Below are 24,482 nucleotides of genomic sequence, written 5' to 3' on the forward strand. Positions count from 1 at the left end.
TATTTTACCTCCTTGGTTTTTCCTCCATTATCGTCATACTTATAAACAACCTAATTGGCACCAATTTATAAGTTGGATAATGTGTGTATTTATTCCTTATGTAGTATATCATATGGTTTAATAGTATTCAATAATATAAATTAAATTTTTAATAATTTAATTTATATTATTTATATTTAGTGTAATTTCTGTAATCATTATAAAATATTTTTATCAACGTATCTTTTTTAATTCATCTAACAATTTATCATTTAATATTTTAATATGAGTTCCTTTCATTCCTAATGATCTAGATTCAATTACACCAGCACTTTCAAATTTTCTTAACGCATTAACTATAACAGATCTTGTAATTCCAACTTTATCAGCAATTTTAGATGCTACGAGCAACCCTTCGTTTCCTTCTAGTTCATTAAATATATGCTCTACAGCTTCAAGTTCAGAATAAGATAAGGTTCCAATAGCTAATTGTACAACTGCTTTTTTTCTAGCTTCTTCTTCTATTTCTTCATTTTTTGATCTTAAAATTTCAAGTCCTATAATTGTAGCACTATATTCAGCAAGAACTAAATCATCATCTGTAAAATTATTATCAAATCTAGCAAGTAAAAGAGTTCCTAATCTTTCTCTATTACCATTTATAGGTACAATAGTAGAAAGCTTATTATTTATAGTACAATTTTTTTCTTCATCAAAAACACAAATTCCTTCATTAGTAAGATTTGCTAAAGTTTCATGAATATTTAGTAATTTATTATTATAATTTTCTGGAAATCTCATTTCATTAATTATTTTATTTTGTACTATATCACATTCAAAATTTTCTCCAAAGTTATACCCTAGAATTTTACCTTTTCTACTTATAATATAGACATTACATGCTAAAACATCACTTAATAATTTACAAATATCATCAAAAACAACAGGTTCAGTACCAGACTTTTGTAGTATTTTATTAAGCATACGAGTTTTATTTAATAAAGATGACATTACTATTTTCCTCCTTAATTTTATATAAATAGCCTTATAAAGTATATATATTATTTCCTAGTAGTTATTATATAGTTAGATTTTTTTAAAAATTTAGAATTGTTTTTATGCCTTTATAAATGATATCATAACATATATAACTTTTCAACATTCTTTTTATATAATTCGACATATTAATAACATTGTATTTATTTGTCACCTTTATATATTTTATTTTTACAATTTTCGTTCATACATTCAAAAATCGTGCCCTTACTTTTTGAGTACTTTTTTACCATCATACTACCGCAATTAGGGCATTTATCATTTACAGGTTCAAACCAACTTACAAAATTACAAGAAGGATAATTGCTACATCCAAAGAATTTCTTGCCTTTTTTGCTTTTTTTTATTAAAATATTCCCTCCGCATTTTGGGCATTTAACATCTAATTGTTCTACTATAGGTTTAGTATTTTTACATTCAGGATACCCAGGACATGCTAAAAAATCACCAAATCTACCATGTTTTATTACCATATTTCTTCCACACTTATCACATTTTACATCGCTTACTTTATCTTCTATAGTTATTTTAGATATTTCTTTTTCTGCAATTTCTACAGATTTTTTTATAGGTTTAAAAAATTCATCTACAACTGCAATCCAACTTTCTTTTCCCTCTTCTATATTATCTAATTTACTTTCCATTGCTGCTGTAAATTCCACATCAACAATTTCTTTAAAATAATGACTTAACATACTATTTACTATTGTTCCCAATTCAGTTGGAATTAAAGTTTTTTTATTTCTTTCAATATATTTTCTATCTAGAAGAGTAGAGATAATAGGAGCATATGTGCTAGGTCTTCCTATTCCATTTTCTTCTAATGTTTTTACAAGCGATGCTTCCGAAAATCTCGGTAAAGGCTGTGTAAAATGCTGAACTCCATTTATTGAAATTTTACTTAAAATTTCTCCTTCTGAAAGTTCAGGAATATTGATAGCTTCTTCTTCTTCTTGAGATAAATATTCATATAATTTCATAAAGCCTTCAAATTTAATACTAGATCCATGAGCTTTAAAAGTATATTCACCATTTATTATATCTATAGATATAGTATTCAATATACATGAAGACATTTGACTTGCCATAAATCTATTCCAAATAAGTTTATATAATTTGTATTGTTCATCTTTTAAACTTTCTTTTACTATATCTGGAGTTAATTCTATATATGTTGGTCTTATAGCTTCATGTGCATCTTGAATATTTTTCTTTCCTTTAAAAATTCTTGGATTACTTGGTATATAATCTGCACCATAAGTATTTGATATAAAGTCTCTAGCTGATTTTTGTGCTTCACTTGAAACTCTTACTGAATCTGTTCTCATATAAGTTATTAAGCCTAAAGTCCCATGCCCTTTTATATCAATTCCTTCATAAAGCTGTTGAGCAATTGACATAGTTTTTTTAGTAGTATAATTTAATTTTTTATATGCATCTTGTTGAAGCGTACTTGTAGTAAATGGAGGAAGTGGATTTTTATTTTTTTGTGATTTTTTTATTTTGCTTACAATAAATTCTCCATTTTCAAGCTGTGAAATAATTTTATTACTTTCTTCTTCAGAATTAATTTCAATTTTATCATTATTTTTAGATAATAATTTTACTATAAAAGTTTTTTTATCTCCATTTTTATGTAATTTACATTCTATAGACCAATATTCTTTAGGTACAAATTCTTTAATTTCTTTTTCTCTATCGCAAATTAATTTAAGCGCTACGGATTGTACTCTGCCAGCGCTAAGTCCCCATTTTATCTTTTTCCACAGTACAGGACTTATTTCATAACCTACCAATCTGTCTAATATTCTTCTTGCTTGCTGTGCATTAACTAAATTAGAGTTTATAGTTCTTGGTGCTTTTATTGCATTCTTTACTGCATTTTTTGTAATTTCATTAAATTCAATTCTACATTTTTCAGCTTGATCTATATTTAATATTTGAGCTAAATGCCATGAAATAGCTTCTCCTTCTCTATCAGGGTCAGTAGCCAAATAAATTTTTTCACTTTTTTTAGCAACTTTCTTAAGTTTATCTAAAAGTTCACCTTTCCCTCTAATAGTTATATATTTAGGAGTATACTGATTTTCTATATCTACACCAAGCTGGCTTTTAGGAAGATCCCTTACATGTCCCATTGAAGCTTCTACTATATAATTTTTCCCTAGATATTTTCCAATGGTTTTAGCCTTAGCAGGTGATTCAACAATTACTAATTTTTGACCCATAATGCTCCTGATTTTCATTATTATAAATATAAATAATTTAAATCAGGATATTCACCCCCTTATGCTTATATATGAAATTAAATTTTGTGTAAAAACTATTATTTATTAATATACAATAAATTATTTACTTTAACAAATTATATTTAAAGTTAAATATTTTGCTGATTTTTTACATAATAACTTCCTGCTAAACATATTATCTCCTCTTTTAGTTGCAATTCAAATAATACCTCATATAAATGATTAATGTCAATATCAGTTATTTTAAGTATATCATCAATATGTATAGGTTCATCACTTAAAACTGAACATATTTTTTCTTGTTCTTTAGTAAATTTTTGTATTTTTTTCTTTTTTGTAGATTTATAATCAATATTTAAAATTCTAAATACATCCTCTATACATGTAACAGGATAAGCTCCATCTCTTATCAATTTGTTACATCCTTTACTTTGTTCTGAAAATATAGAACCTGGTACAGCCATTACATCTTTACCTTGTTCTAATGCCATACTGGCAGTAATTAAAGAACCACTTTTTATACCAGCTTCTACTATTATAACAATATCACTTAGTCCACTAATTATCCTATTTCTTATAGGAAAATTTATAGAAAGAGGTGGTGTCCCTGGCAAATATTCAGATATTAAACAACCAGAATAAGCTATTTGATTATATAATTCTTTATTTTCTTTTGGATAAATAATGTCTAACCCGCATCCTAAAATAGCACAAGTATAACCTTTGTTGTTTATGCAAGTATTTTGAGCACAACTATCTATCCCTCTTGCCATTCCACTTATTATATTTATATTATTTTTTGTAAGTTCACAAGATAATATTTTAGTGACATTTAACCCATAATTAGTAGAATTCCTTGAACCTACTATAGAAACATTATATTCTTCATTTAACCTGCTTATATCCCCTTTATAAAATAATGTAGTTGGAGCATTTTCAATTTCTTTAAGTTTATTGGGATATAAAATATCATTATAATGTACCATTTTAATGTTATTACTATTAATAATGTTTTTTATATCTTTTATAAGATTATTATTCCAACTATTTTTAATTTTATCTAACTTACAATTTTCCCATATGTTTTCGGTATTTTTATATTCTTTAATAAGGTCTAATTTGATTTTATTTGATAACTTAAGAGTAGAAAACCAAATATCATAATCTGTCATTTTACTTAACTCCTTAAACTATATTTTCATCTAAAAATTTTCTATATTGAATTGCTTCAATAACGTCGCTATCTTTTATATATTCGCTATCATTTAAATCTGCAATTGTACGTGAAAGTTTAAGTATTCTACTATAGGCTCTATTACTTAAATGATATTTATCATAAATTTTTTCTAATAAACTATTACTTTTCGTACTTAATTTACAATATTTTTTTATTAATCGTTGATTCATTTCAGAATTACAATATATATTATCTTCTTTAAATCTATTTTTTTGTATTTCTCTTGCAGCTTCTACTCTTTTTCTTATAGTTTGGGAATTTTCTGTTTTTTTATTTTCATTTATTTCTTTATAACTTAAAGATGAAACAAATGTAAAAATATCTATGCGATCTATAATTGGTCCAGAAAGCTTATGTAAATATTTTTTTCTTTCATATTCAGTGCAAACACATTGTTTTATATTGCTCCCATAAAATCCACATGGGCATGGATTCAATGCAGCAACTAACATAAAATTAGCTGGATAAGTCACACTACCTATAGAACGAGATATAGTAATTTTTCTATCTTCTAAAGGTTGCCTTAACACTTCAAGTACACTTTTTTTAAATTCCAATAATTCATCTAAAAATAATACTCCATTATGTGCTAAGGATATTTCACCTGGAGTAATATTACGACCTCCTCCAACCAGAGCTACAGTTGAACTTGTATGATGTGGATTCCTAAAAGGTCTATTCCTTATTAATATTTCTTCTTTTAAATTTCCAGATACACTATATATTTTTGTTACTTCCAATGCTTCATCATAACTTAATTTAGGTAAAATAGAAGGTATTCTATTAGCAATCATACTTTTACCAGATCCAGGGGGACCAAATAATAATATATTATGCCCACCTGCTGCAGCTATTTCTATAGCTCTTTTACAACTTTCTTGTCCAAGTACCTCTTCAAAATCATAATTATAAATAGTTTCTGTATCTATACTGATTTCATCAGATTTATAAGGTAACATATCATTATTCTCTAAAAATGCTGCTACTTGATTTAAATTTTCAAACGAATATATGTTTGAATTTTTTACTATACAACATTCTTTTTCATTTGCTGAAGGAATTATAAAATTTACAATGTTATTTTTAATTCCTTCAATAACTATAGGTAATGCACCTTTAATTTTTTTTAATTCTCCAGATAATGATAATTCGCCCAAAATCAAATAATTATTTAAATTATTTGATTTTATTTGGTTAGTAGCTAATAATATTCCAATAGCTATTGGAAGGTCAAATTGAGAACCTTCCTTTTTTAAGTCTGCAGGAGCCAAGTTAATTGTGATTCTATTAATTGGAAATTCAAATCCAGAATTTATAATTGCAGCGCGTACCCTTTCCTTTGATTCTTTTACAGAAATATCTGCTAACCCTACAATATTAAAAGATGGTAATCCATTAGAAATATCTATTTCTACAGAAACAATAAATCCCTCTATTCCATAAAAAGTTGCAGTAGTTACGTGAATAGCCATAATATCACCTCTAAAAATAAATTATTGACAATAAGAGGTATTTATATAACTAATTTTTAATATATATTTTTATTTTGTAAATTATATATATTCATTAAATATGGATATAATTATTTATATAAAAATTTGGGAAAGAGTGATATATTTTGAAAAGATTAAATAAAGAAGTTGGATTCTTAGGAGAAGAAATTGCAGTTAAATATTTAAAAAAATATGGATATGTTATACTTGAAAGAAACTTTAATTGTAAAATAGGAGAAATAGATATAATAGGTAAGGATAAAGACTATATTGTATTTATAGAAGTTAAAACAAGGTATAGTAATATATATGGAAGTCCTGGAGAAGCTGTAACTCATTCAAAACAATATAAAATATATAAAATTGCACAATATTATATTATGAATAAAAAATTTTATAAATTTAATTTTAGATTCGATGTTATAGAAATTATGTTAAATAATAAAAATAATAAATATTCAATTAAATTAATTAAAAATGCATTTCAGATATAAGTACACTAAGTAATACTAGATGTACTTATATCTGAAAGTATATTTTTCAAAAAAGATTTTCTATGTATTTTACATATTCCATATTCTTTAATAGCTTTAATATGTTCTCTTGTGCCATATCCCGAATTTAGATCAAATCCATATTGAGGATATAATTTTGCATATTTTTTCATTAAATTATCTCTATATACTTTAGCAATTATGGATGCACAAGCAATACTGGCACTTTTTTCATCACCTTTTATAGCATAATCATTTTCTATATTAATATCTTTAATTCTATATCCATCAGAAATAACAAAATTAGGTTTTATATTTAATCCATTAACAGCCATTTTAAATACCATGTTATTGCACCATGTAATACCATTAGTATCTATTGATACATTATCTAATAAAGATATGTTATAACATATAGCTTTATTTTTTATTATAGAAGAAAGTTCTTCTCTATCTTTAGAAGATAATTTTTTTGAATCTTTAATTCCTAATATTAAATCATTATCATTCATTATTTCTAAATTTAATATTACTGCTGCAGCTACAATAGGACCAGCCAAAGGTCCTCTTCCTACTTCATCTACACCAGCAATATATTTAGATTTTAAATATTTTATATCAAAAGAGTACATTTTTTTTACTCTTTGCAATTCTTTATTTCTTATTTCTATTGATTTTAGAATTTTAAATGCCAGATTTTGTACATTTTTTCTATTATCTTTTTTCAAAACATTCGCTATATTACTAAGAACTTCCTCTTTTTCATTAAAAGAAGATAAATTTTGTTCTAATTCTTCTAAATACGATTTTATATTTAAATAACTCATATTCGAGAAGTTGTTAATTTCTTTATTAAATTCATTTAAAATTTTCATAAATTTTCTCCATAATATTATTAAATTAAGGTCTTTCTAAAGATATAGGACCCAATTTTCCACCTCTAAATTCATCTAATAATAAAATAGATACTCTGTTATAATCTATTTTGCCTCCAGATAATATAGTTCCTCTTTTACGTGCAATAGAATTTATATTTAAAACAGGATCATTGGTTAGTTCTTCAAGTTTATATCTTTGTATTAATCTATCAGGATAAAATTTTTGGAGTCGTTCAATTAATTTTAAAGCTAATTCTTCAATATCCATAATTTCATCTTTTATAGCACCTGTAAATGCTAAATTAAGCGCTACTTCATCATCCTCAAATTTAGGCCATAATATTCCTGGTGTATCCATAAGTTCAATTCCTAATTTAGTTTTTATCCATTGTTTGCTTTTTGTGATACCTGGTTTATCTCCAATTTTGGCTATGCTATTTTGTGCCATTCTATTTATAAAAGAAGATTTACCTACATTAGGTATGCCTACTACCATAGCTCGTGTTTTAATATTAACCATTCCTTTGGCTTTCATTTTATCATGTTTTTCTTTTAAGAGCTCATTAATCATAGGTTTTATATTATTAATTCCTAATCCAGTTAAACTATTGATTGATACAGCTCTCATATTATTATTTGAAAGTTTTTTTATCCATTGATTAGTTATTGTGCTTTCACTTAAATCACTTTTATTTAATAATATAATTCTAGGTTTATTCCCACAAATGTCATCAATTTCAGGATTACTACTAGATTTAACTATTCTTGCATCTCTTATTTCTATTACTATATCTACAAATTTTATATTTTCTTTTAATTCTCTCTTTGTTTTGGCCATATGTCCTGGAAACCAATTTATAGGCATATTTATCTAATCCTTCCTATTCTATTAAATGGATATATTCTAAATGAGGCTTTCCCTACTATAAGTTTATTATTAACAAAACCTACGTCTGGATAGCGGCTATCTCTACTATAATTTCTATTATCCCCTAAAACGAAAAATGTATTTTCAGGAACAACAACTTCATTATAAGAACCATTTATAAATTTTTCATTTAAATAAGGTTCATATACTTCTACTTCATTTACATATAGTTTATTGTTTTCAATTTTAACTTTATCACCAGCAACAGCAACAATTCTTTTTATAAATTTTTCTCTTGTATCAGAAGGATATTTAAAAACAATTATATCTCCTTTTTTAGGCTTACTAAAATAATAAGAAACCTTTTGAACAATAAGTCTATCTTTATGATTTAATGTTGGAAACATAGATTGGCCATCTACACTCACAGTTTCAAAAACAAAAGTAATTATAAGTATAGCTGCAATTATAGCTATTATGATAGATTTAATTAATTCTATTAAGCTTTTCAACAATGTTTACACCTTCTCATAAGTAAAAAAGGGCTTAGAAGCCCAATTTTTATATTATTTCTTTTACTTTTGCAGCTTTACCAACTCTATCTCTTAAATAGAATAGTTTAGCTCTTCTTACTTTACCTCTTCTTACAACTTCAATTTTTGCTATACTAGGAGAATTAACAGGGAATGTTCTTTCAACACCTACACCATAAGAAACTCTTCTTACTGTAAATGTTTCTCTAATTCCTCCGTTTTGTCTTTTGAGAACAATGCCTTCAAAAATTTGAATTCTTTCTCTGTTACCTTCTTTAACTCTAACATGAACTTTAACTGTATCACCTACATTAAACTGAGGTAAATCAGTTCTAATTTGTTCTGATTCTATAGCTTTAATAATATCTAACATTGTGCATTCCCTCCTTACATTTTTTTGACGTTCTTGACCGTTAACTTGTCAGAGGAACGCCCGTACTAGCACAAATACAAATTGTATTTTATCATATAAATTATGTATATGCAATATATAATTAGTCTTTTAATATTTTTTTATCTTCTTCAGATAATTTTATTTTATTAAAAAGATCTATTCGTTTTTCTTTAGTAATTTTAAGAGACTGCATTCTTCTCCATTTTTCTATATTTTTATGGTGGCCTGATAATAAAATTTTAGGTACACAATCTCCTTCAAAACATTCAGGTCTAGTATATTGAGGGTATTCTAGAAGGCCATTGTAAAAAGATTCATTAATATAACTTTCATTATTTGATAATACTCCAGGAACTAATCTGCATATACTATCAATTATAGGAATACAGGCCATTTCACCACCTGTAAGTATAAAATCACCAAGTGAAATCTCATCATCTATATATTTATAAACTCTTTCATCAATTCCTTCGTAGTGACCACATAAAAAAATTATTTCTGAATTTGAAGAAAGCTCTTTAGCTATCTTTTGATTAAAAGTTCTTCCTCTAGGTCCTAAAAATACGACCTTACCTTTGTTTATAAGTTTTGTAGCTCTTATAGAATCTATAATTGGCTGTGGAGACATAATCATACCAGGACCTCCACCATAAGGATAATCATCTACTTTTTTATGCTTATCTTTAGAATAATCCCTTATATTTACAGTATTTATTTGAATTATATTATTTTTTATTGCTCTTCCTATTATACTAAATTTAAAAATATCAAACATTTCAGGGAAAATAGTTAATATATGTATTCTCATTGCCACTCCTCTAATGGTTTTATTATAATTTTATTTTCAATTATGTTAATATCTAATATTATATTTTTTAATGCTGGTACTAATATTTCCTTTTTACCTTTTACCCAATAAACATCATTACTACCTGTTTTAATCACATCATAAACTTCACCCAATTCAATATTATTTTTATCGAATACCTTACAACCTATTATATCAGCTATAAAATATTCTCCTTCTGAAAGTTCTACCGCTTCATTACGACTTACTTCAATATACTTATTTTTATATTTTTCCGCTTCTTCAATACTATCTATTCCTTCTATTTTTAATATTACTTTATTACTTTGAATTTTGCACCAAATTATATTTTTACATACACCATCAATGTATGCTGTTTTTACTTTTCTAAATCTTTTTATATCATCAGTTAAAGGATAGACTTTTACTTCACCTTTTATTCCATGTGTATTTATTATTTGACCTATTGCTAAAAATTCCTTCAATTTTTATCACCTTCTTATTATATATAATATATTACACTAATATTTCAAAAAAATTAATATATTATAGTCAAAAAAATAAAATAAGAGTTAGGCAGTACCTAACCCCTTATATAATTTCTACAACAACTCTCTTGTTTTCTTTAATGGCTGCTGCTTTAACAACAGTTCTGATAGCTTTTGCTATTCTTCCCTGTTTACCTATTATCTTTCCCATATCTTCTGGTGCAACTTTAAGTTCAAGTATTATGGACTGCTCTCCTGAAATTTCATTAACTTGAACGGCTTCTGGGTTATCAACTAATGATTTAGCTATAATTTCAACCAATTCTTTCATAGGTTACACCCCCAGTATTTACTTTGAAAGTTTTTCACTTATTCCAGATCTGTCGAAAAGTTTTTTTACTATATCTGATGGTTGAGCACCATTATTAATCCACTTATTAGCCTTTTCTTCATCTATTTTTATAGTAGCTGGCTCAGTGGTTGGATTATAGTATCCTATTTCTTCGATAAATCTTCCATCTCTTGGAGATCTTGAATCAGCAACAACAACTCTATAAAATGGAGCTTTTTTTGCACCCATTCTTCTTAATCTTATTCTTACAGCCATTTTTTCACCTCCTTTAAAAATATTAATGCATAAATGGCATTTTCCCAAATATTCCTCTTTTAAATCCTTTTTGCATATTTTTTGTTTGTTTCATAACTTTTTTCATCATTTCAAATTCTTTTAAAAATTTATTAATTTCTTGAATAGTTGTTCCAGAACCTTGAGAAATTCTTTTTTTCCTAGATGGAGAATTATTCACTAATGAAGGATTTATCCTTTCTTTTTTTGTCATAGATTTAATTATGGCTTCACGCCTTTTCATTTCTTTTTCTCCTTGACTTAAATCTATATTTTGAAGTTCTTTCGAATTTGCTCCTGGTATCATTTCTAATATTTTATTTAAAGGGCCTAATTTTTTCATTTGATCCATAAGTGCTAAATAATCATCTAAGTTAAAATCTTGATTTAACATTTTAGCACCTAATTCTTTTGCTTGTTTTTCGTCTATAGCTGATTGAGCTTTTTCTATAAGAGATAAAACATCTCCCATTCCTAAAATTCTAGAAGCCATCCTATCAGGATAAAATACTTCTAAATCATTCATTTTTTCCCCTACACCTATAAACTTAATTGGTTTGCCACTTATCGCTTTTATTGAAAGTGCAGCACCACCCCTAGTATCTCCATCTAATTTTGTTAATATTACTCCACTTATATCTAATTGATCATTAAAACTTTTAGATACATTTACCGCGTCTTGTCCTGTCATAGAATCAACTACTAAAAGAATTTCATTTGGCTTGACATTTTCTTTAATAGTTTTAAGTTCTTTCATTAATCCTTCATCTATGTGTAATCTTCCTGCTGTATCTATTATTACAACATTCAAATTGTTATTTTTTGCATATTCTATAGATCCTTTTGCTATATCTACTGGGTTAACTTTATCTCCCATTGAAAATACAGGAACGTCTATTTGCTTACCTACAACTTGAAGCTGTTTTATTGCAGCTGGCCTATAAATATCACACGCTACCAATAAAGGTTTTTTATTTTTTTTCCTTAGTTGAAGTGCTAACTTCCCAGCCATAGTAGTCTTTCCTGCACCTTGAAGTCCTACAAGCATAATTACAGTTATAGAATTATTTGAATAATTTATACTACTTTCAGAACTTCCCATAAGAGAAGTCAATTCATCATTAACAATTTTTATAACTTGCTGACCAGGAGTTAAACTTTCTAATACTTCTTTTCCAAGACATTTTTCACTCACATTATTTATAAAATCTTTTACTACTTTATAATTGACATCAGCTTCAAGGAGTGCAAGTTTAACTTCCCTCATAGCTTCTTTTATATCTTTTTCATTAAGTTTTCCTTTTCCTTTTAGCTTCTTAATAGTTTCTTGAAGCTTAGAAGTTAACCCTTCAAAAGCCATAATAATCCTCCTACATATTCTCAATTATATCCTTTTGCAACTCATTTATGTAATCTATAATTTCATCATTACAAATATTTTGCTTTATAAATTCTAATTTTTTTATAAGAGATTTCTTATATGTATTTAATTTGTCATTAGCATATTTAAGTTGTAACTTTTTTTCATAATCTATTAAAAGTTTATTACACCTTTTTATTATATCATGTATAGCCTGCCTGCTAATTCCATTTATTTCTGCTATTTCAGCAAGAGATAAATCTTCATTAAAATACATAGACATTATATCTCGTTGTTTATTAGTTAAAAGTTCTCCATAAAAATCTAAAAGAATAGAAATTTCAATTCTTTCCTCCATGTAATCACCTTGCAAACATAATTAATAATAACAGATGAAATTTAAGCTGTCAAGTATTTTTACTTAACAGCTTAAATTTAAAATAACGCGTCTATAAATTCATCTGCTTTAAATTCTTGAAGATCTTCAATATTTTCTCCTACACCTATTAATTTTACAGGAATATTTAATTGATGTTTTATTGAAATAACTACACCACCTTTAGCTGTACCATCAAGTTTAGTTAAAACAATACCATCAACATGACATACGTCCATAAACTGTTTAGCTTGTTGAATAGCATTTTGACCTGTAGTTGCATCTAAAACCAATAAAGTTTCTCTTGCCGCTTCTTTAAACTCTTTATCAATTACTCTATTTATTTTTGAAAGCTCTTCCATAAGATTTTTTTTATTATGAAGCCTACCTGCAGTATCACAAATTAATATATCTGCTTTTCGGGCTTTTGAAGCTTCTATTGCATCATATATAACTGCTGCAGGATCAGAACCTTCTTTATGCTTTATTATATCTACTCCTGCTCTATTACTCCAAATTTCAAGTTGGTCAATTGCCGCTGCTCTAAATGTATCTCCTGCTGCAAGAATAACTTTATATCCATCATTTTTAAATTTTGCTGCAATTTTTCCTATTGAAGTAGTTTTCCCTACACCATTTACTCCTATTGTTAAAATTACAATTGGCAATTTAGATCCTATTATAGAGTTACTTTCGCCATTCAACATTTCCTTTAAAACTTCCTTTAAACATACTTTTACTTCTTTAGGATCTTTAATTTTCTTTTCTTTAATTTTAACTTTTACTCTTTCTATAATTTCTAAAGAAGTCTCAACTCCTATATCTGAAGAAATCAATATTTCTTCTAATTCTTCATACATTTCGTCATCTATATTTACATATAAATTTAACATATCATTTATTTTATCTGTAAATTCATTTCTAGTTTTACTAAGACCAGATTTTAATTTTTCAAAAAAATTATTAAACATATATTTATTCTCCTTTTGTTTTTTATTTTAATTTATACAGCTTGTTTATTAAGATCTACAGAAACTATTTTAGAAACTCCTTTTTCTTCCATTGTAACACCATATAAAACATTACTAACCTCCATTGTACCTTTTCTATGAGTTATAACAATAAATTGGATATTATCAGAAAATTTTTTAAGAAATTCTGAATATCTTTTAACATTAGCATCATCTAATGCTGCTTCAATTTCATCTAAAATACAAAATGGAGTTGGCTTCATTTTTAAAATAGCAAATAAAAGAGCTATAGCTGAAAGAACTTTTTCTCCTCCCGACATTAAATTAATATTTTGAAGTTTTTTACCTGGAGGTTCCACATTTATTTCAATATTAGCTGTAAGCTCATCCCCTTCTGATAATATTAAATCTGAACTTCCACCTTTAAACAATTCTTGAAATGTTTCATTAAATAACTTTCTAAGAATTTGTAAATTTTCACTAAAAACATTTCTCATTTTTTCTGTCATTTCATCAATCATCTGTATAAGTTCTTGCTTAGCTTTTATTAAATCTTCCTTTTGAGAATTCATAAAATTATATTTTTCTTTTATTTGCTTATATTCTTCAATTGCACCTACATTAACAGTACCAAGAGAAGATATTTCTTTTTTTATTTTTGAAATATGTTTTTTATATTCTTCTATATTTTCTATTGGTTCTTTATAAGAAAGTGCTTCAGCATATGTCATAGACATTTCTTCATTTAATTTATAATATAATGTATTTTTTTCAGTTTCTAACTTAGCTAATGCAAGTTCATATTTATGAATATTTTCTTCTTTTTTATTTAAAATAAGGTTAATTCGTTCTAATTCAGTAGTATTTATTTCAATACTTTCTTTTATTTTTATTTTTTCTATTTCATTTTCTTTAAATAAAATTTCTAATTTATTTAAAGAATCTTTTATTAATTTCATACTATTATTATTATCTTCAATATTTTGTTTATATATTTTAATATTTTTTTCTGATTCTAATTTGTCAAAAGATAAATTTTTAATTTTTTCACTTAATTCATCTATTTCCTTAGTTAATCTTTCTTTTTCAGAAAGTTTACTTAAAATAATTTCGTCTACTTGAGCTTTTTTTATTTTTAAATTCGTGTGTTTATCTTTAAATTTAAAAATATCATTACTTAAATTTTTTATATTCATTTCTAATTCGCTAATTTCCTTTGAAAGAAACTTTTGTTTATCAATAATTTCTTTCAGTATAGTCTCTTTATTTAATATTTTTTCATAATTATTATTATGTTTATTTTTTATAACTATTATTTCATTTTTAAAATCATCTAAATTTTTTCTTAATCTATTATTTTCAGTAATAATAGAATCTATTTGAGCTTTTTTCTTTGTTTTTTCAATATTTTGATTATAAATTTCATCTTTTATATTTAAACATACTTCGTCTAACTTTTTTATAATTTTTTTATTATTATCAATTTTTAAATTCAACTCTGAAATATGTTTATTAATATCATTTATTTTTATTTCTAACTCTTTTATTTCTCTCTTTCTACTAAGTATATTGCTAGATTTATAGTTTAAACTACCACCCGTTAAAGCTCCACCTGGATTTATTACATCTCCAGAAAGAGTTACTATCTTGTATTTATAATTTATTTTTTTAGCTATTTCTAAAGCTGCTTCTAAATTTGAACTTATTATGGTTCTTCCCAATATATATTCAATAATATTTGTAAATTTATCATCATAAGAAATTAAAGAACTAGCAATTCCTATATATCCATTAATATTTTTTAAATTATCTGTATCATAAATTTTTTTACCTTTGATTATATTTAATGGTAAAAATGTAGCTCTTCCTAAATTATTTGATTTTAAATAATTAATCAATTTTTTTGCGACATTTTCATCATTAGTTATAATATCAGAAACTGATCCACCTAAAGAAATTTCAATTGCTGTTTCTAATTCTTTTTTTACTTTTATAATTTCTCCTAAAACAAAGCATTTTGATTTTAAATCAGATATTTTACCATTTTTTATATGTTGCATTATCATTTTTACAGCTTTATTATAGCCTTCATATTGATTATCCAAATTGGCTAATATTTGATAACTTGCTTCAAATTTATTTAAATCTGCATTAAATTTTTTTAATTCCATTTCATCTTTTAATATACAATTATTAATATTTAAAATTTCATGTTTATTTTTTTTTAATTCCTCTTCATATTTTTTTATATTTTTGTCTATATCATCAATATTTTCTTCAATTACAGACTGAGTATTAGAATTTATTTTTAAAGAATTTATAAAACTTTCACAAGAATTTTTTAGTTCTTTAAGTTTATCCTCCAATTGAAGCTGATCATTTTGTAAAAACATTAGTTCATTCTTAGTTTCTGAAATTTGATTTAATAAATTAGATTCAGCTTTTTTTAGTTCATTTACACTATCATTATATTTATTTAACAATTTATCTTTTTGTGTTATTTCTTTTTCTGTTATTTCAATTTCTGATTTTAAATAAAATTGTTGATTTTTATATTGTTTTAAATTATCTTCTAAATTGTTTTCAGATTCTTTTAAAGAATTTATCTTATTTTTGATATTACTAATTTCTAAAGAATTTTTTTCAATTAATGAATATAAATTTTTTAATTTTTCATTTAAAAGTTGGTTTTCAGATTCTTTAATTTGATAATTAGACTTTTGGTTATAATATTCTTGCTTGCTTTGTTGAATCTTTTGATCGCATTTTTCTAATTTTTCATTTAAATTTTGTTCTTTAAATTCAAATTTATTTTTATCTTCTATAAAATTATTTATTGATTTTTGTATTTCATTTATATTATTTTTAACTTCTACTATCTTATTTTGAACATCATCTATAAAATGTACTAAGAGATTTGATTCTTTTACTTTAAGTTCTTCTGAAAGTTTTAAAAATGTTAAAGCTTTTTCATTATCTATCTTAAGTGGTTCAAGTCTTTCCTCATAAGTGCTAATTATATCCGTAATTCTTATTAAATTTTGATTAGTATTTTCTAACTTTTTTTCTGCTTCTTCTTTTCTTGTTTTAAATTTTACAATACCTGCTGCTTCCTCTAAAAGACTTCTTCTTTCTTCGGGTTTCCCACTTAATATAGCATCAATTTTACCTTGGCCAATAATTGAATATCCTTCTTTTCCTATACCTGTATCCATAAAAAGTTCTTGAATATCTTTTAACCTGCAAAGAGTATTATTTATATAATACTCACTTTCTCCTGAACGATATAATCTTCTAGAAATTGTTATTTCAGAATAATCTATTGGGAGTTGTCCATCACTATTATCAAGACAGAGAGAAACTTGAGCGAGTCCTACTGGTTTCCTAAATTGTGTCCCTGCAAAAATTACATCTTCCATTTTACCGCCTCTTAAGCTTTTTACACTTTGTTCCCCAAGAACCCATCTAACAGCATCAGAAATATTACTTTTACCACTACCATTAGGGCCCACAATTGCTGTAATACCTTTTGGAAAAATTAGTTCAGTTTTATCTGCGAAAGATTTAAATCCTCTAATCTCAATAGATTTTAAAAACATAAATTCACTCCTTTATTTTATATAAAAAACATTGGAAGTAGTCCAATAATAAATATAAAAATAATTGCATATATAATTATTTTTGTATATTTCTCACGTTGTTTTTTGTTCATAAATACGCACTCCCTTATTATTTATATATATTGTCATTTTTTATTATTAAATTATATATTACTAAAGTAATTCTATACATAAGTTTATAAGAAATATTTAAAAATATCAATCTAAAAAATAAAAAAGCCGTACTTATAAAAATAAGTACGGCCTTTAAATTTTTTACCTAGGTTCTACAATAAACTTAATAGCAGTCCTTTCTTCTCCTTCTATTGTTATTTCTGAAAATGCAGGTACTACAATTAAATCTATTCCATTAGGAGCTACAAAACCTCTTGTTATTGCTATAGCTTTTACTGCTTGATTAACTGCTCCTGCTCCTACCGCTTGAACTTCTGCAGCATTGTTTTCTCTTAAAACAGCTGCCAAAGCTCCTGCTACTGATTTAGGCTGTGATTGAGCTGATACTTTTAATACTTCCATAAATATTCCTCCATATAATACTATTAATACAATTATATAAATTAATATTCTATAAATTAATTTAAAATCCTTCTTTATATTTTAGTAATGCATATTCATAAATCGACGTTTTTTTGCAAAATTGTTTGCATTCTAGTATAATTTCTCCTCTATTTAGTTGATTATTTTGAATAACTTTAATATTTATGGTTGTAAATTGTCTTTTTGTGTCGTTAAAAAATATTTTTTTATTACAATATAATTTAGATATATCTTTACTATTAATATGTATTATAAATTCTTTATCTCTACATAAAATAATGTTTTCCTTTATTATATCATTTAATATACTTCCTTCTATTAATTCTCTAAAAGCAGGATGAAACGGTCCTGATACAATATCCCCATCTATATTTATCTCTTTAGTAGGTTGAAGTCCTATTCTAATAATATTTATTCCAGCAGCTATAAGCATTCCATATAATATCTTAGTAATATATATTGTTTCTTCCAATGTATATGGTTTATATTCACCTTTATTATACATTAATTCCATGGGGGTATTTTTTATAACAAGTGCTGGATATATTCTACATATATCTGGAGATATTTCTATAAGTTTTTTTATAGTTTTAATATCTTTATCAAAATTATCTCCAGGTAATCCAATCATAATTTGATGACCTAATGTAAACCCAAATTTTTTTATTAAATTTGATGCTTCTATAACATCTTGGAGATTATGTCCTCTACCTGATTTAATTAAGACTTCCATATCTAACGATTGAACTCCTAGTTCAATAATATCTACTGAAAATTTTTTCAAATTAGAGAGAATATCAATATTAATATAATCTGGTCTAGTAGATAATCTTATGAAATTAATAATACCTAAATCTTTATAATATTTTGCAACTTCTAATAATTCTATTTGTTTTTTTATATCTATTGCAGTAAAAGTGCCTCCAAAAAATGAAATTTCTAATATCCTATTATTTTTAGGAATAGTTTTTAAATATTCTTCAACTATATTTTTTACATATTCAGCATCAACTTTAATAACATTGTTTCCTGTAATACTATTTTGATTACAAAAAACACAATTATGAGGACATCCTTCATGAGGAACAAATATAGGTATTATAAAATGATTTTTAGTCATTGCCTTCCTCCAAATATTTTAATGCTTTTTCAGCGGCCTTTTGCTCAGCTTCTTTTTTGCTATAACCACATCCATTACCAATAATTTCATTATTAACTGAAACTTGAATAAAAAATTTTCTTCTATGAGGCGGTCCTTCGTATCCAGTTAATTTATAATTTATAGAAATATTTTTTTCTTTTTGAATAGTCTCTTGTAGTTTTGTTTTATAATCCAATATAATTTTATTATTAATAGCTTTTTCAATAATCGATTTAAAATTTATTAAAATAAACTCATTTGCTACTGACAATCCTCTATCAATATATATAGCAGCTATAACTGCTTCAACACAATCTGCTAATATAGATACTCTTGTGCGACCGCCTGTTAATTCTTCTCCTTTACTCATTAATATATATTTACCTAAATTTAAATTTAATGCTACTTCATATAAAGAATTTTCGCAAACAATAAGAGATCTTATTTTGGTTAATTCACCTTCAGACTTATATATATAATTTTTAAAAAGATATTCCGATATACAAAGTTGAAGAACTGAATCTCCTAAAAATTCTAATCTTTCATTATATTTAATACCTTTATTTTCATTAACTATTGAACTATGAGTTAATGCTTCTATCAATAAAGATTTATCATTAAAGTTTATTTTTAACTTATTTTCTAATTCTTCTAAGAATTTTATATTCTGCATTTCTAAACCACCTTTTATAGAAAGTTTATTCTTCAATTTGTTTAATTTAAACATATTCAAGAATAAACACATAAATAAATAATTTTAAAGTCCCGTATTAATACGGGACTTTAAAATTATTATTCTTCTGTATGAGCTTTTATGTACTCTACAACATCTCCAACGCTGCTTATTTTTTCTGCGTCTTCATCTGGTATTTCCATATCAAATTCACTTTCTAACGCCATAATTAATTCTACTATATCAAGAGAATCTGCTCCTAAATCATCTACGAAAGATGATTCCATAGTTATTTCTTCAGCATCTATTCCTAATTGTTCTGATACTATATCTCTTACTTTATCAAATATCATACTTTCACCTCCTATAATATAAAACTATAATAAGATAATATTACATAACAGATTAAGCGTCAATATAATTTATAAAATAAAATTTATTTTATAAATCTTCATTTTCTAAATTTATATTTAATTTTTCTAGTTCATATTTAATTTTATTTATTATGTCGTTTTCATAAAAATTTATAGATTGTTTAATAGCATTTTTAAATGCTTTGGAATTAGAACTTCCATGTGCTTTAATAACGATGCCATTAGCTCCTAAAAAAGCTGAGCCGCCATATTCTGTATAATCAAATTTTTTCTTAAAATCTTCAAATACAGGTTTTAATAATAATCCTCCAATTTTTTTTCTTAAAGAAGACATAATTTCATCTTTTAGCATGCTAAAAATGCTTAATGCAACACCTTCATAAGTTTTTAATATAGTATTCCCTATAAATCCATCACATACAACTATATTTACATTTCCATTAGGAATATCTCTTGGCTCTATATTACCTATAAAATTAAAATTTGTTTGTTTGAGAAGATTATACGTTTTTTTGGTAAGCTCATTACCTTTTTCTTCTTCTGTGCCTATATTTACAAGACCTATAGATGGATTTTTAATATTTAATATATTTTCAAAATATATTTTACCCATAAGAGCAAATTGTATAAGATAAACAGCTTTACAATCCACATTGGCACCTGCATCTATTATCATAAAAGGTGCATTTTTCCCAGGCATAATCGGCGCTAATGCAACTCTTTTTATGCCTTTTATTCTTCCAACAATTAAAGATGCACCAGCCATAAGTGCTCCTGTGCTTCCTGCCGACAATATAGCATCCGCTTCTTTTAATTTAACTAATTCTAACGCCTTAACTAGACTTGAATCCTTTTTGTTTTTCAATGCTTTTAAAGGTTCTTCATTGGGAGTTATAATTTCATTACTATCTAATAGTTTTATTTTTTCTTTAGGGTAATCATATTTTTTTAATTTATCTTTTAATATATATTCAGGTCCTGTTAAAATAATATCTATTCCAAATTCACGTACAGCATCAACACAACCTTGAACTACAGCATCAGGAGCAAAATCTCCCCCCATACCATCTACTGCTAATTTCATAATAACTCTCTCACTTCCTTTTTAAAGTTTTATTAAAAAATAAGAGAAAGTCATTTGACTTTCTCTTATTTTTTATTTTTCTAGAGAAATTACTTCTTTCCCTTTATAATATCCACAATTTTTGCATACTCTATGAGCAAGCTTCATTTCATGACATTGAGGACATTCAACAATTCCTGGTAAACTTAATTTAAATGTTTGTGCTCTTCTTGAGTCTCTTCTAGCTTTAGAAAATCTTCTAGCAGGATTTCCCACTGTAAACACCTCCTTAATCAGCAGAAAACAAATCTTTTAATTTAGAAAGCCGCGGATCAATCTCATCTTTTGTACAATTACAAGAAGATACATTAAAATTTGTACCGCAATGCTGACATAAACCCTTGCAATCATTTTTACATAATTTTTTTATAGGCAAGGACATAATAATATTATTTTTAATAATATTTGTTATATCTATTGTATCACCATTAATAAAAATGACTTCGTCATCTTCATTATTTGGATTAGTAGAAAAACTTTCATGAATCGGGATATCTATATCTTTGTTAAAATCAGATAAACATCTAGAACAATTTAATCTTAATTCTGTTGTAAAATTACCATCTAAATTTATCAAATCTTCAGCAAAAGATAAATTACAATTTAAAGTAATAGGCTTTAAAAATTCTATTTTTTCTCCTTCATCATAAAAACTTTCCTCATTATAAACTAAATGCACTTTTTTATTTGAGCCTTTTCTTTTATTTAACTCTGAAATATTAATTATCATAGCATCACCTCAATGCATTAGCCACAATTTATTATATAAACAACTATACTAAAAGTCAAGTTTAATTTTATACTTGTTTTATAGTTATATAGTTCTATACTATTAAATTTTATTTATATATTTAAAGTTAATATTTAAATAAAATTATATTATTTTATATTTATTTACTTATTATTTCTTTTGTATCTCTTGCAATCATTAATTCTTCATTAGTAGGTATAACAAGTATTTTTACTTTTGAATCTTCAGCACTTATATCTGCTGCTTTACCTCTTACTTTATTTTTTGATTTATCCAATTTAATTCCCAAATAATCTAAATTATCGCATATAGCTTCTCGTGTTTCAGGAGAATTTTCACCAAGTCCTGCTGTAAATACTATACAATCTACTCCATTCATAACTGCAGTATAAGAGCCTATAAATTGTTTTACTTTGTAATTAAAAACATCAAGTGCTAATTTAGCTCTTTTATTCCCTGAATTTGCTGCATCTTCAATATCTCTAAAATCACTACTTACTCCTGAAATTCCTAATACTCCTGATTTTTTATTTAAAAGATTATCTACTTCATCTGTAGAATAATTTAATTCTTTCATAAGAAATGGAATTATAGCTGGATCAATACTACCACTTCTTGTACCCATAGCTAATCCTTCAAGAGGAGTAAATCCCATGCTTGTTTCTATACATTTACCATTTTTTACAGCAGCAACACTAGAACCATTCCCTAAATGGCAAGTTATTATTTTTAAATCTTCAATATTTTTATCTAACATTTTAGCAGCTGCTTTAGATACATATCTATGTGAGGTACCATGAAATCCATATTTTCTTATTCTATATTTAGTATATAATTCATATGGTAATGGATATATATATGCATGATCAGGTATAGTTTGATGGAAAGCTGTATCAAATACCGCTACCATGGGAGTATTGGGCATTAGTTCTTTGCATACATTTATTCCCATTAAATTAGCTGGATTATGAAGAGGACCAAGAGGTATATATTCTTCAATTACCTTAGTCACATCATCTGTAATTAAAACTGGATCTGCATATTTTTCTCCTCCATGAAGTACTCTATGTCCTATAGCTGATATTTCTGACATATCTTTGATTACACCATTTTTACTATCTACAAGAGCATCTAAAACTAATTTAATTGCCTCTTTGTGTGTAGGCATTGGCTTATTTACAATATATTTTTCTCTTCCTTCTACCTTTTGAGTAAGAACTGAGCCTTCTATTCCTATTCTTTCTACAACTCCTTTAGCTAATACAGATTCATTATCCATATTAATAAGCTGATATTTTAATGATGAGCTTCCACAATTTACAACAAGTATATTCAATTTAAAGTCCTCCCTACTTAATAATATTTTGTGCTTGAACAGCAGTTATTGCAACAACATTTACTATATCTTCAGCACTACATCCTCTTGATAAATCATTAATTGGTTTTGCAAATCCTTGACATATAGGTCCTATTGCTTCAGCTTTTGCAAGTCTTTGAACTAATTTATATCCAATATTTCCAGATTGTAAATCAGGAAATATCAATACATTTGCTAATCCTGCTACAGAACTTTCTGGAGCCTTTTGAGCAGCAACTTTTTTAACTAAAGCTGCATCTAATTGAAGTTCTCCATCTATTTGTAAATCAGGTCTTAATTCTTTAGCTATTTCAGTAGCTCTTCTAACTTTATCAACAAACTCATGTTCAGCACTACCTTTAGTTGAAAAAGATAACATTGCAACCTTAGGATCCATATCAAATAAATTTTTAGCTGTTTCTGCTGTAGAAATAGCAATAGATGCTAATTGTTCCGCTGTAGGATTAGGATTTACAGCACAATCTGAAAAAAGGAACATTCCATTAGAACCATATTCACAATCAGGAACAAGCATTACAAAAAAACTTGAAACTGTTGTTATACCTGGTGCAGTTTTAATTACTTGAAGTCCTGGTCTTAACAAATCTCCTGTTGTATGAATTGCTCCTGAAACCAATCCATCGGCATCTCCAAGTTTTACCATCATTGTTCCAAAATACATAGGATCTTTAACCATTTTTTCGGATTTTTCCATTGTAATACCTTTATTTTTTCTTAATTCATAAAATTCCTTAGTATATGTAGAAAATTTTTGCGAAAATGCTGGATCAATAATTTGTATTCCTTCAATATCTACATTTAACTCTTTTGCTTTACTTTTTATTTTTTCAGCATTACCTAATAAGATTAATTCTGCTAATCCTTCTTTTTTTACAATAGCACTAGCTATGATGTTTCTTTCTTCTTCACCTTCTGGAAGAACAATTTTCTTAACATCAGCCTTTGCTTTTTCCCAAAACTTCTTCATTAGTTCCATAATCATATCTCCCTTCAGTATTTACAATACATATATACCATACACTATATTAACTCATTTAATATATACTTTTCAAGCCAAATATAAATATTTTTCACAT

At 25.8% G+C, this 24,482-nt stretch carries 26 protein-coding genes; 1 reads left to right on the forward strand and 25 read right to left on the reverse strand.

From position 1 onward, the window contains the following. Positions 1 to 213: 213 nt before the first annotated feature. The 4 genes from codY to EGD97_RS01590 form a co-directional block, all read right to left on the reverse strand. Complete coding sequence (gene codY / locus EGD97_RS01575; RefSeq protein WP_078681615.1) at positions 214 to 990, reverse strand: GTP-sensing pleiotropic transcriptional regulator CodY; 777 nt, start codon at positions 988 to 990, stop codon at positions 214 to 216. 188 nt (positions 991 to 1,178) lie between these two features. Beyond that, positions 1,179 to 3,263, reverse strand: a complete 2,085-nt coding sequence (topA, locus tag EGD97_RS01580) for a type I DNA topoisomerase (RefSeq protein ID WP_078681614.1) — start codon at positions 3,261 to 3,263, stop codon at positions 1,179 to 1,181. Between the two features lie 149 nt (positions 3,264 to 3,412). Then, positions 3,413 to 4,456, reverse strand: coding sequence for a DNA-processing protein DprA (dprA, locus tag EGD97_RS01585; RefSeq protein WP_078681613.1), 1,044 nt, complete (start codon positions 4,454 to 4,456; stop codon positions 3,413 to 3,415). A 13-nt stretch (positions 4,457 to 4,469) separates the two neighbouring features. Continuing rightward, positions 4,470 to 5,993, reverse strand: coding sequence for a YifB family Mg chelatase-like AAA ATPase (locus EGD97_RS01590; protein WP_078681612.1), 1,524 nt, complete (start codon positions 5,991 to 5,993; stop codon positions 4,470 to 4,472). A 146-nt stretch (positions 5,994 to 6,139) separates the two neighbouring features. On the opposite strand from EGD97_RS01590, the gene EGD97_RS01595 reads away from it, so the two are divergent. After that, positions 6,140 to 6,508 carry a YraN family protein gene (locus EGD97_RS01595; RefSeq protein WP_078681611.1) on the forward strand — a complete coding sequence of 123 codons (369 nt, stop codon included), beginning with the start codon at positions 6,140 to 6,142 and terminating at the stop codon, positions 6,506 to 6,508. A 5-nt stretch (positions 6,509 to 6,513) separates the two neighbouring features. Here the strand turns inward: EGD97_RS01595 and EGD97_RS01600 are convergent, their stop codons facing one another. The 21 genes from EGD97_RS01600 to pta all read right to left on the reverse strand — a co-directional run bounded on the left by EGD97_RS01600 (position 6,514) and on the right by pta (position 24,382). Continuing rightward, positions 6,514 to 7,383, reverse strand: coding sequence for a ribonuclease HII (locus EGD97_RS01600; RefSeq protein ID WP_228201958.1), 870 nt, complete (start codon positions 7,381 to 7,383; stop codon positions 6,514 to 6,516). A 25-nt stretch (positions 7,384 to 7,408) separates the two neighbouring features. Beyond that, on the reverse strand, positions 7,409 to 8,251 hold the full coding sequence (ylqF, locus tag EGD97_RS01605) for a ribosome biogenesis GTPase YlqF (RefSeq protein ID WP_078681610.1): 843 nt from the start codon (positions 8,249 to 8,251) through the stop codon (positions 7,409 to 7,411). A gap of 2 nt (positions 8,252 to 8,253) precedes the next feature. Next, the gene (gene lepB, locus EGD97_RS01610) at positions 8,254 to 8,769 is read right to left on the reverse strand and encodes a signal peptidase I (protein WP_078681609.1); all 516 of its coding nucleotides are present in this window, start codon (positions 8,767 to 8,769) and stop codon (positions 8,254 to 8,256) included. 46 nt (positions 8,770 to 8,815) lie between these two features. Continuing rightward, on the reverse strand, positions 8,816 to 9,160 hold the full coding sequence (gene rplS, locus EGD97_RS01615; protein WP_078681608.1) for a 50S ribosomal protein L19: 345 nt from the start codon (positions 9,158 to 9,160) through the stop codon (positions 8,816 to 8,818). Between the two features lie 121 nt (positions 9,161 to 9,281). Continuing rightward, on the reverse strand, positions 9,282 to 9,989 hold the full coding sequence (gene trmD / locus EGD97_RS01620; protein ID WP_164850138.1) for a tRNA (guanosine(37)-N1)-methyltransferase TrmD: 708 nt from the start codon (positions 9,987 to 9,989) through the stop codon (positions 9,282 to 9,284). Then, positions 9,986 to 10,474: a ribosome maturation factor RimM gene (gene rimM, locus EGD97_RS01625; RefSeq protein ID WP_078681606.1), complete on the reverse strand. Its 489-nt coding sequence runs from the start codon at positions 10,472 to 10,474 to the stop codon at positions 9,986 to 9,988. The genes trmD and rimM overlap by 4 nt, the downstream gene beginning before the upstream one ends. A 106-nt stretch (positions 10,475 to 10,580) precedes the next feature. Beyond that, positions 10,581 to 10,808: a KH domain-containing protein gene (locus EGD97_RS01630; RefSeq protein ID WP_078681605.1), complete on the reverse strand. Its 228-nt coding sequence runs from the start codon at positions 10,806 to 10,808 to the stop codon at positions 10,581 to 10,583. An 18-nt stretch (positions 10,809 to 10,826) separates the two neighbouring features. After that, positions 10,827 to 11,084: a 30S ribosomal protein S16 gene (gene rpsP / locus EGD97_RS01635; RefSeq protein WP_078681604.1), complete on the reverse strand. Its 258-nt coding sequence runs from the start codon at positions 11,082 to 11,084 to the stop codon at positions 10,827 to 10,829. A gap of 22 nt (positions 11,085 to 11,106) precedes the next feature. Continuing rightward, positions 11,107 to 12,462, reverse strand: coding sequence for a signal recognition particle protein (ffh, locus tag EGD97_RS01640; RefSeq protein ID WP_078681603.1), 1,356 nt, complete (start codon positions 12,460 to 12,462; stop codon positions 11,107 to 11,109). A gap of 10 nt (positions 12,463 to 12,472) precedes the next feature. Continuing rightward, positions 12,473 to 12,820, reverse strand: coding sequence for a putative DNA-binding protein (locus EGD97_RS01645; RefSeq protein ID WP_078681602.1), 348 nt, complete (start codon positions 12,818 to 12,820; stop codon positions 12,473 to 12,475). Between the two features lie 77 nt (positions 12,821 to 12,897). After that, positions 12,898 to 13,809, reverse strand: coding sequence for a signal recognition particle-docking protein FtsY (gene ftsY / locus EGD97_RS01650; protein ID WP_078681601.1), 912 nt, complete (start codon positions 13,807 to 13,809; stop codon positions 12,898 to 12,900). A 32-nt stretch (positions 13,810 to 13,841) separates the two neighbouring features. Continuing rightward, positions 13,842 to 17,408, reverse strand: a complete 3,567-nt coding sequence (smc, locus tag EGD97_RS01655) for a chromosome segregation protein SMC (protein WP_127836391.1) — start codon at positions 17,406 to 17,408, stop codon at positions 13,842 to 13,844. Between the two features lie 276 nt (positions 17,409 to 17,684). Next, on the reverse strand, positions 17,685 to 17,945 hold the full coding sequence (locus EGD97_RS01660; RefSeq protein ID WP_078681599.1) for a stage V sporulation protein S: 261 nt from the start codon (positions 17,943 to 17,945) through the stop codon (positions 17,685 to 17,687). 61 nt (positions 17,946 to 18,006) lie between these two features. After that, the gene (locus EGD97_RS01665) at positions 18,007 to 19,086 is read right to left on the reverse strand and encodes an elongator complex protein 3 (protein WP_127836392.1); all 1,080 of its coding nucleotides are present in this window, start codon (positions 19,084 to 19,086) and stop codon (positions 18,007 to 18,009) included. Beyond that, the gene (gene rnc / locus EGD97_RS01670) at positions 19,079 to 19,780 is read right to left on the reverse strand and encodes a ribonuclease III (protein WP_078681597.1); all 702 of its coding nucleotides are present in this window, start codon (positions 19,778 to 19,780) and stop codon (positions 19,079 to 19,081) included. The genes EGD97_RS01665 and rnc overlap by 8 nt, the downstream gene beginning before the upstream one ends. A 119-nt stretch (positions 19,781 to 19,899) precedes the next feature. Continuing rightward, on the reverse strand, positions 19,900 to 20,133 hold the full coding sequence (gene acpP, locus EGD97_RS01675; protein ID WP_078681596.1) for an acyl carrier protein: 234 nt from the start codon (positions 20,131 to 20,133) through the stop codon (positions 19,900 to 19,902). 88 nt (positions 20,134 to 20,221) lie between these two features. Continuing rightward, complete coding sequence (gene plsX / locus EGD97_RS01680; protein WP_078681595.1) at positions 20,222 to 21,238, reverse strand: phosphate acyltransferase PlsX; 1,017 nt, start codon at positions 21,236 to 21,238, stop codon at positions 20,222 to 20,224. 72 nt (positions 21,239 to 21,310) lie between these two features. Continuing rightward, positions 21,311 to 21,493 carry a 50S ribosomal protein L32 gene (gene rpmF / locus EGD97_RS01685; RefSeq protein WP_078681594.1) on the reverse strand — a complete coding sequence of 61 codons (183 nt, stop codon included), beginning with the start codon at positions 21,491 to 21,493 and terminating at the stop codon, positions 21,311 to 21,313. Between the two features lie 13 nt (positions 21,494 to 21,506). After that, entirely contained in the window at positions 21,507 to 22,007 is a 501-nt protein-coding gene (locus tag EGD97_RS01690; RefSeq protein ID WP_078681593.1) for a YceD family protein, read from the reverse strand. 160 nt (positions 22,008 to 22,167) lie between these two features. Then, positions 22,168 to 23,364: an acetate kinase gene (locus EGD97_RS01695; RefSeq protein ID WP_078681592.1), complete on the reverse strand. Its 1,197-nt coding sequence runs from the start codon at positions 23,362 to 23,364 to the stop codon at positions 22,168 to 22,170. A 13-nt stretch (positions 23,365 to 23,377) separates the two neighbouring features. Then, positions 23,378 to 24,382, reverse strand: a complete 1,005-nt coding sequence (pta, locus tag EGD97_RS01700) for a phosphate acetyltransferase (protein WP_127836393.1) — start codon at positions 24,380 to 24,382, stop codon at positions 23,378 to 23,380. Between the last annotated feature and the right edge of the window lie 100 nt (positions 24,383 to 24,482).

The organism is Clostridium prolinivorans, from assembly GCF_004011155.1.
Classification (GTDB): domain Bacteria; phylum Bacillota; class Clostridia; order Clostridiales; family Clostridiaceae; genus Clostridium_AT; species Clostridium_AT prolinivorans.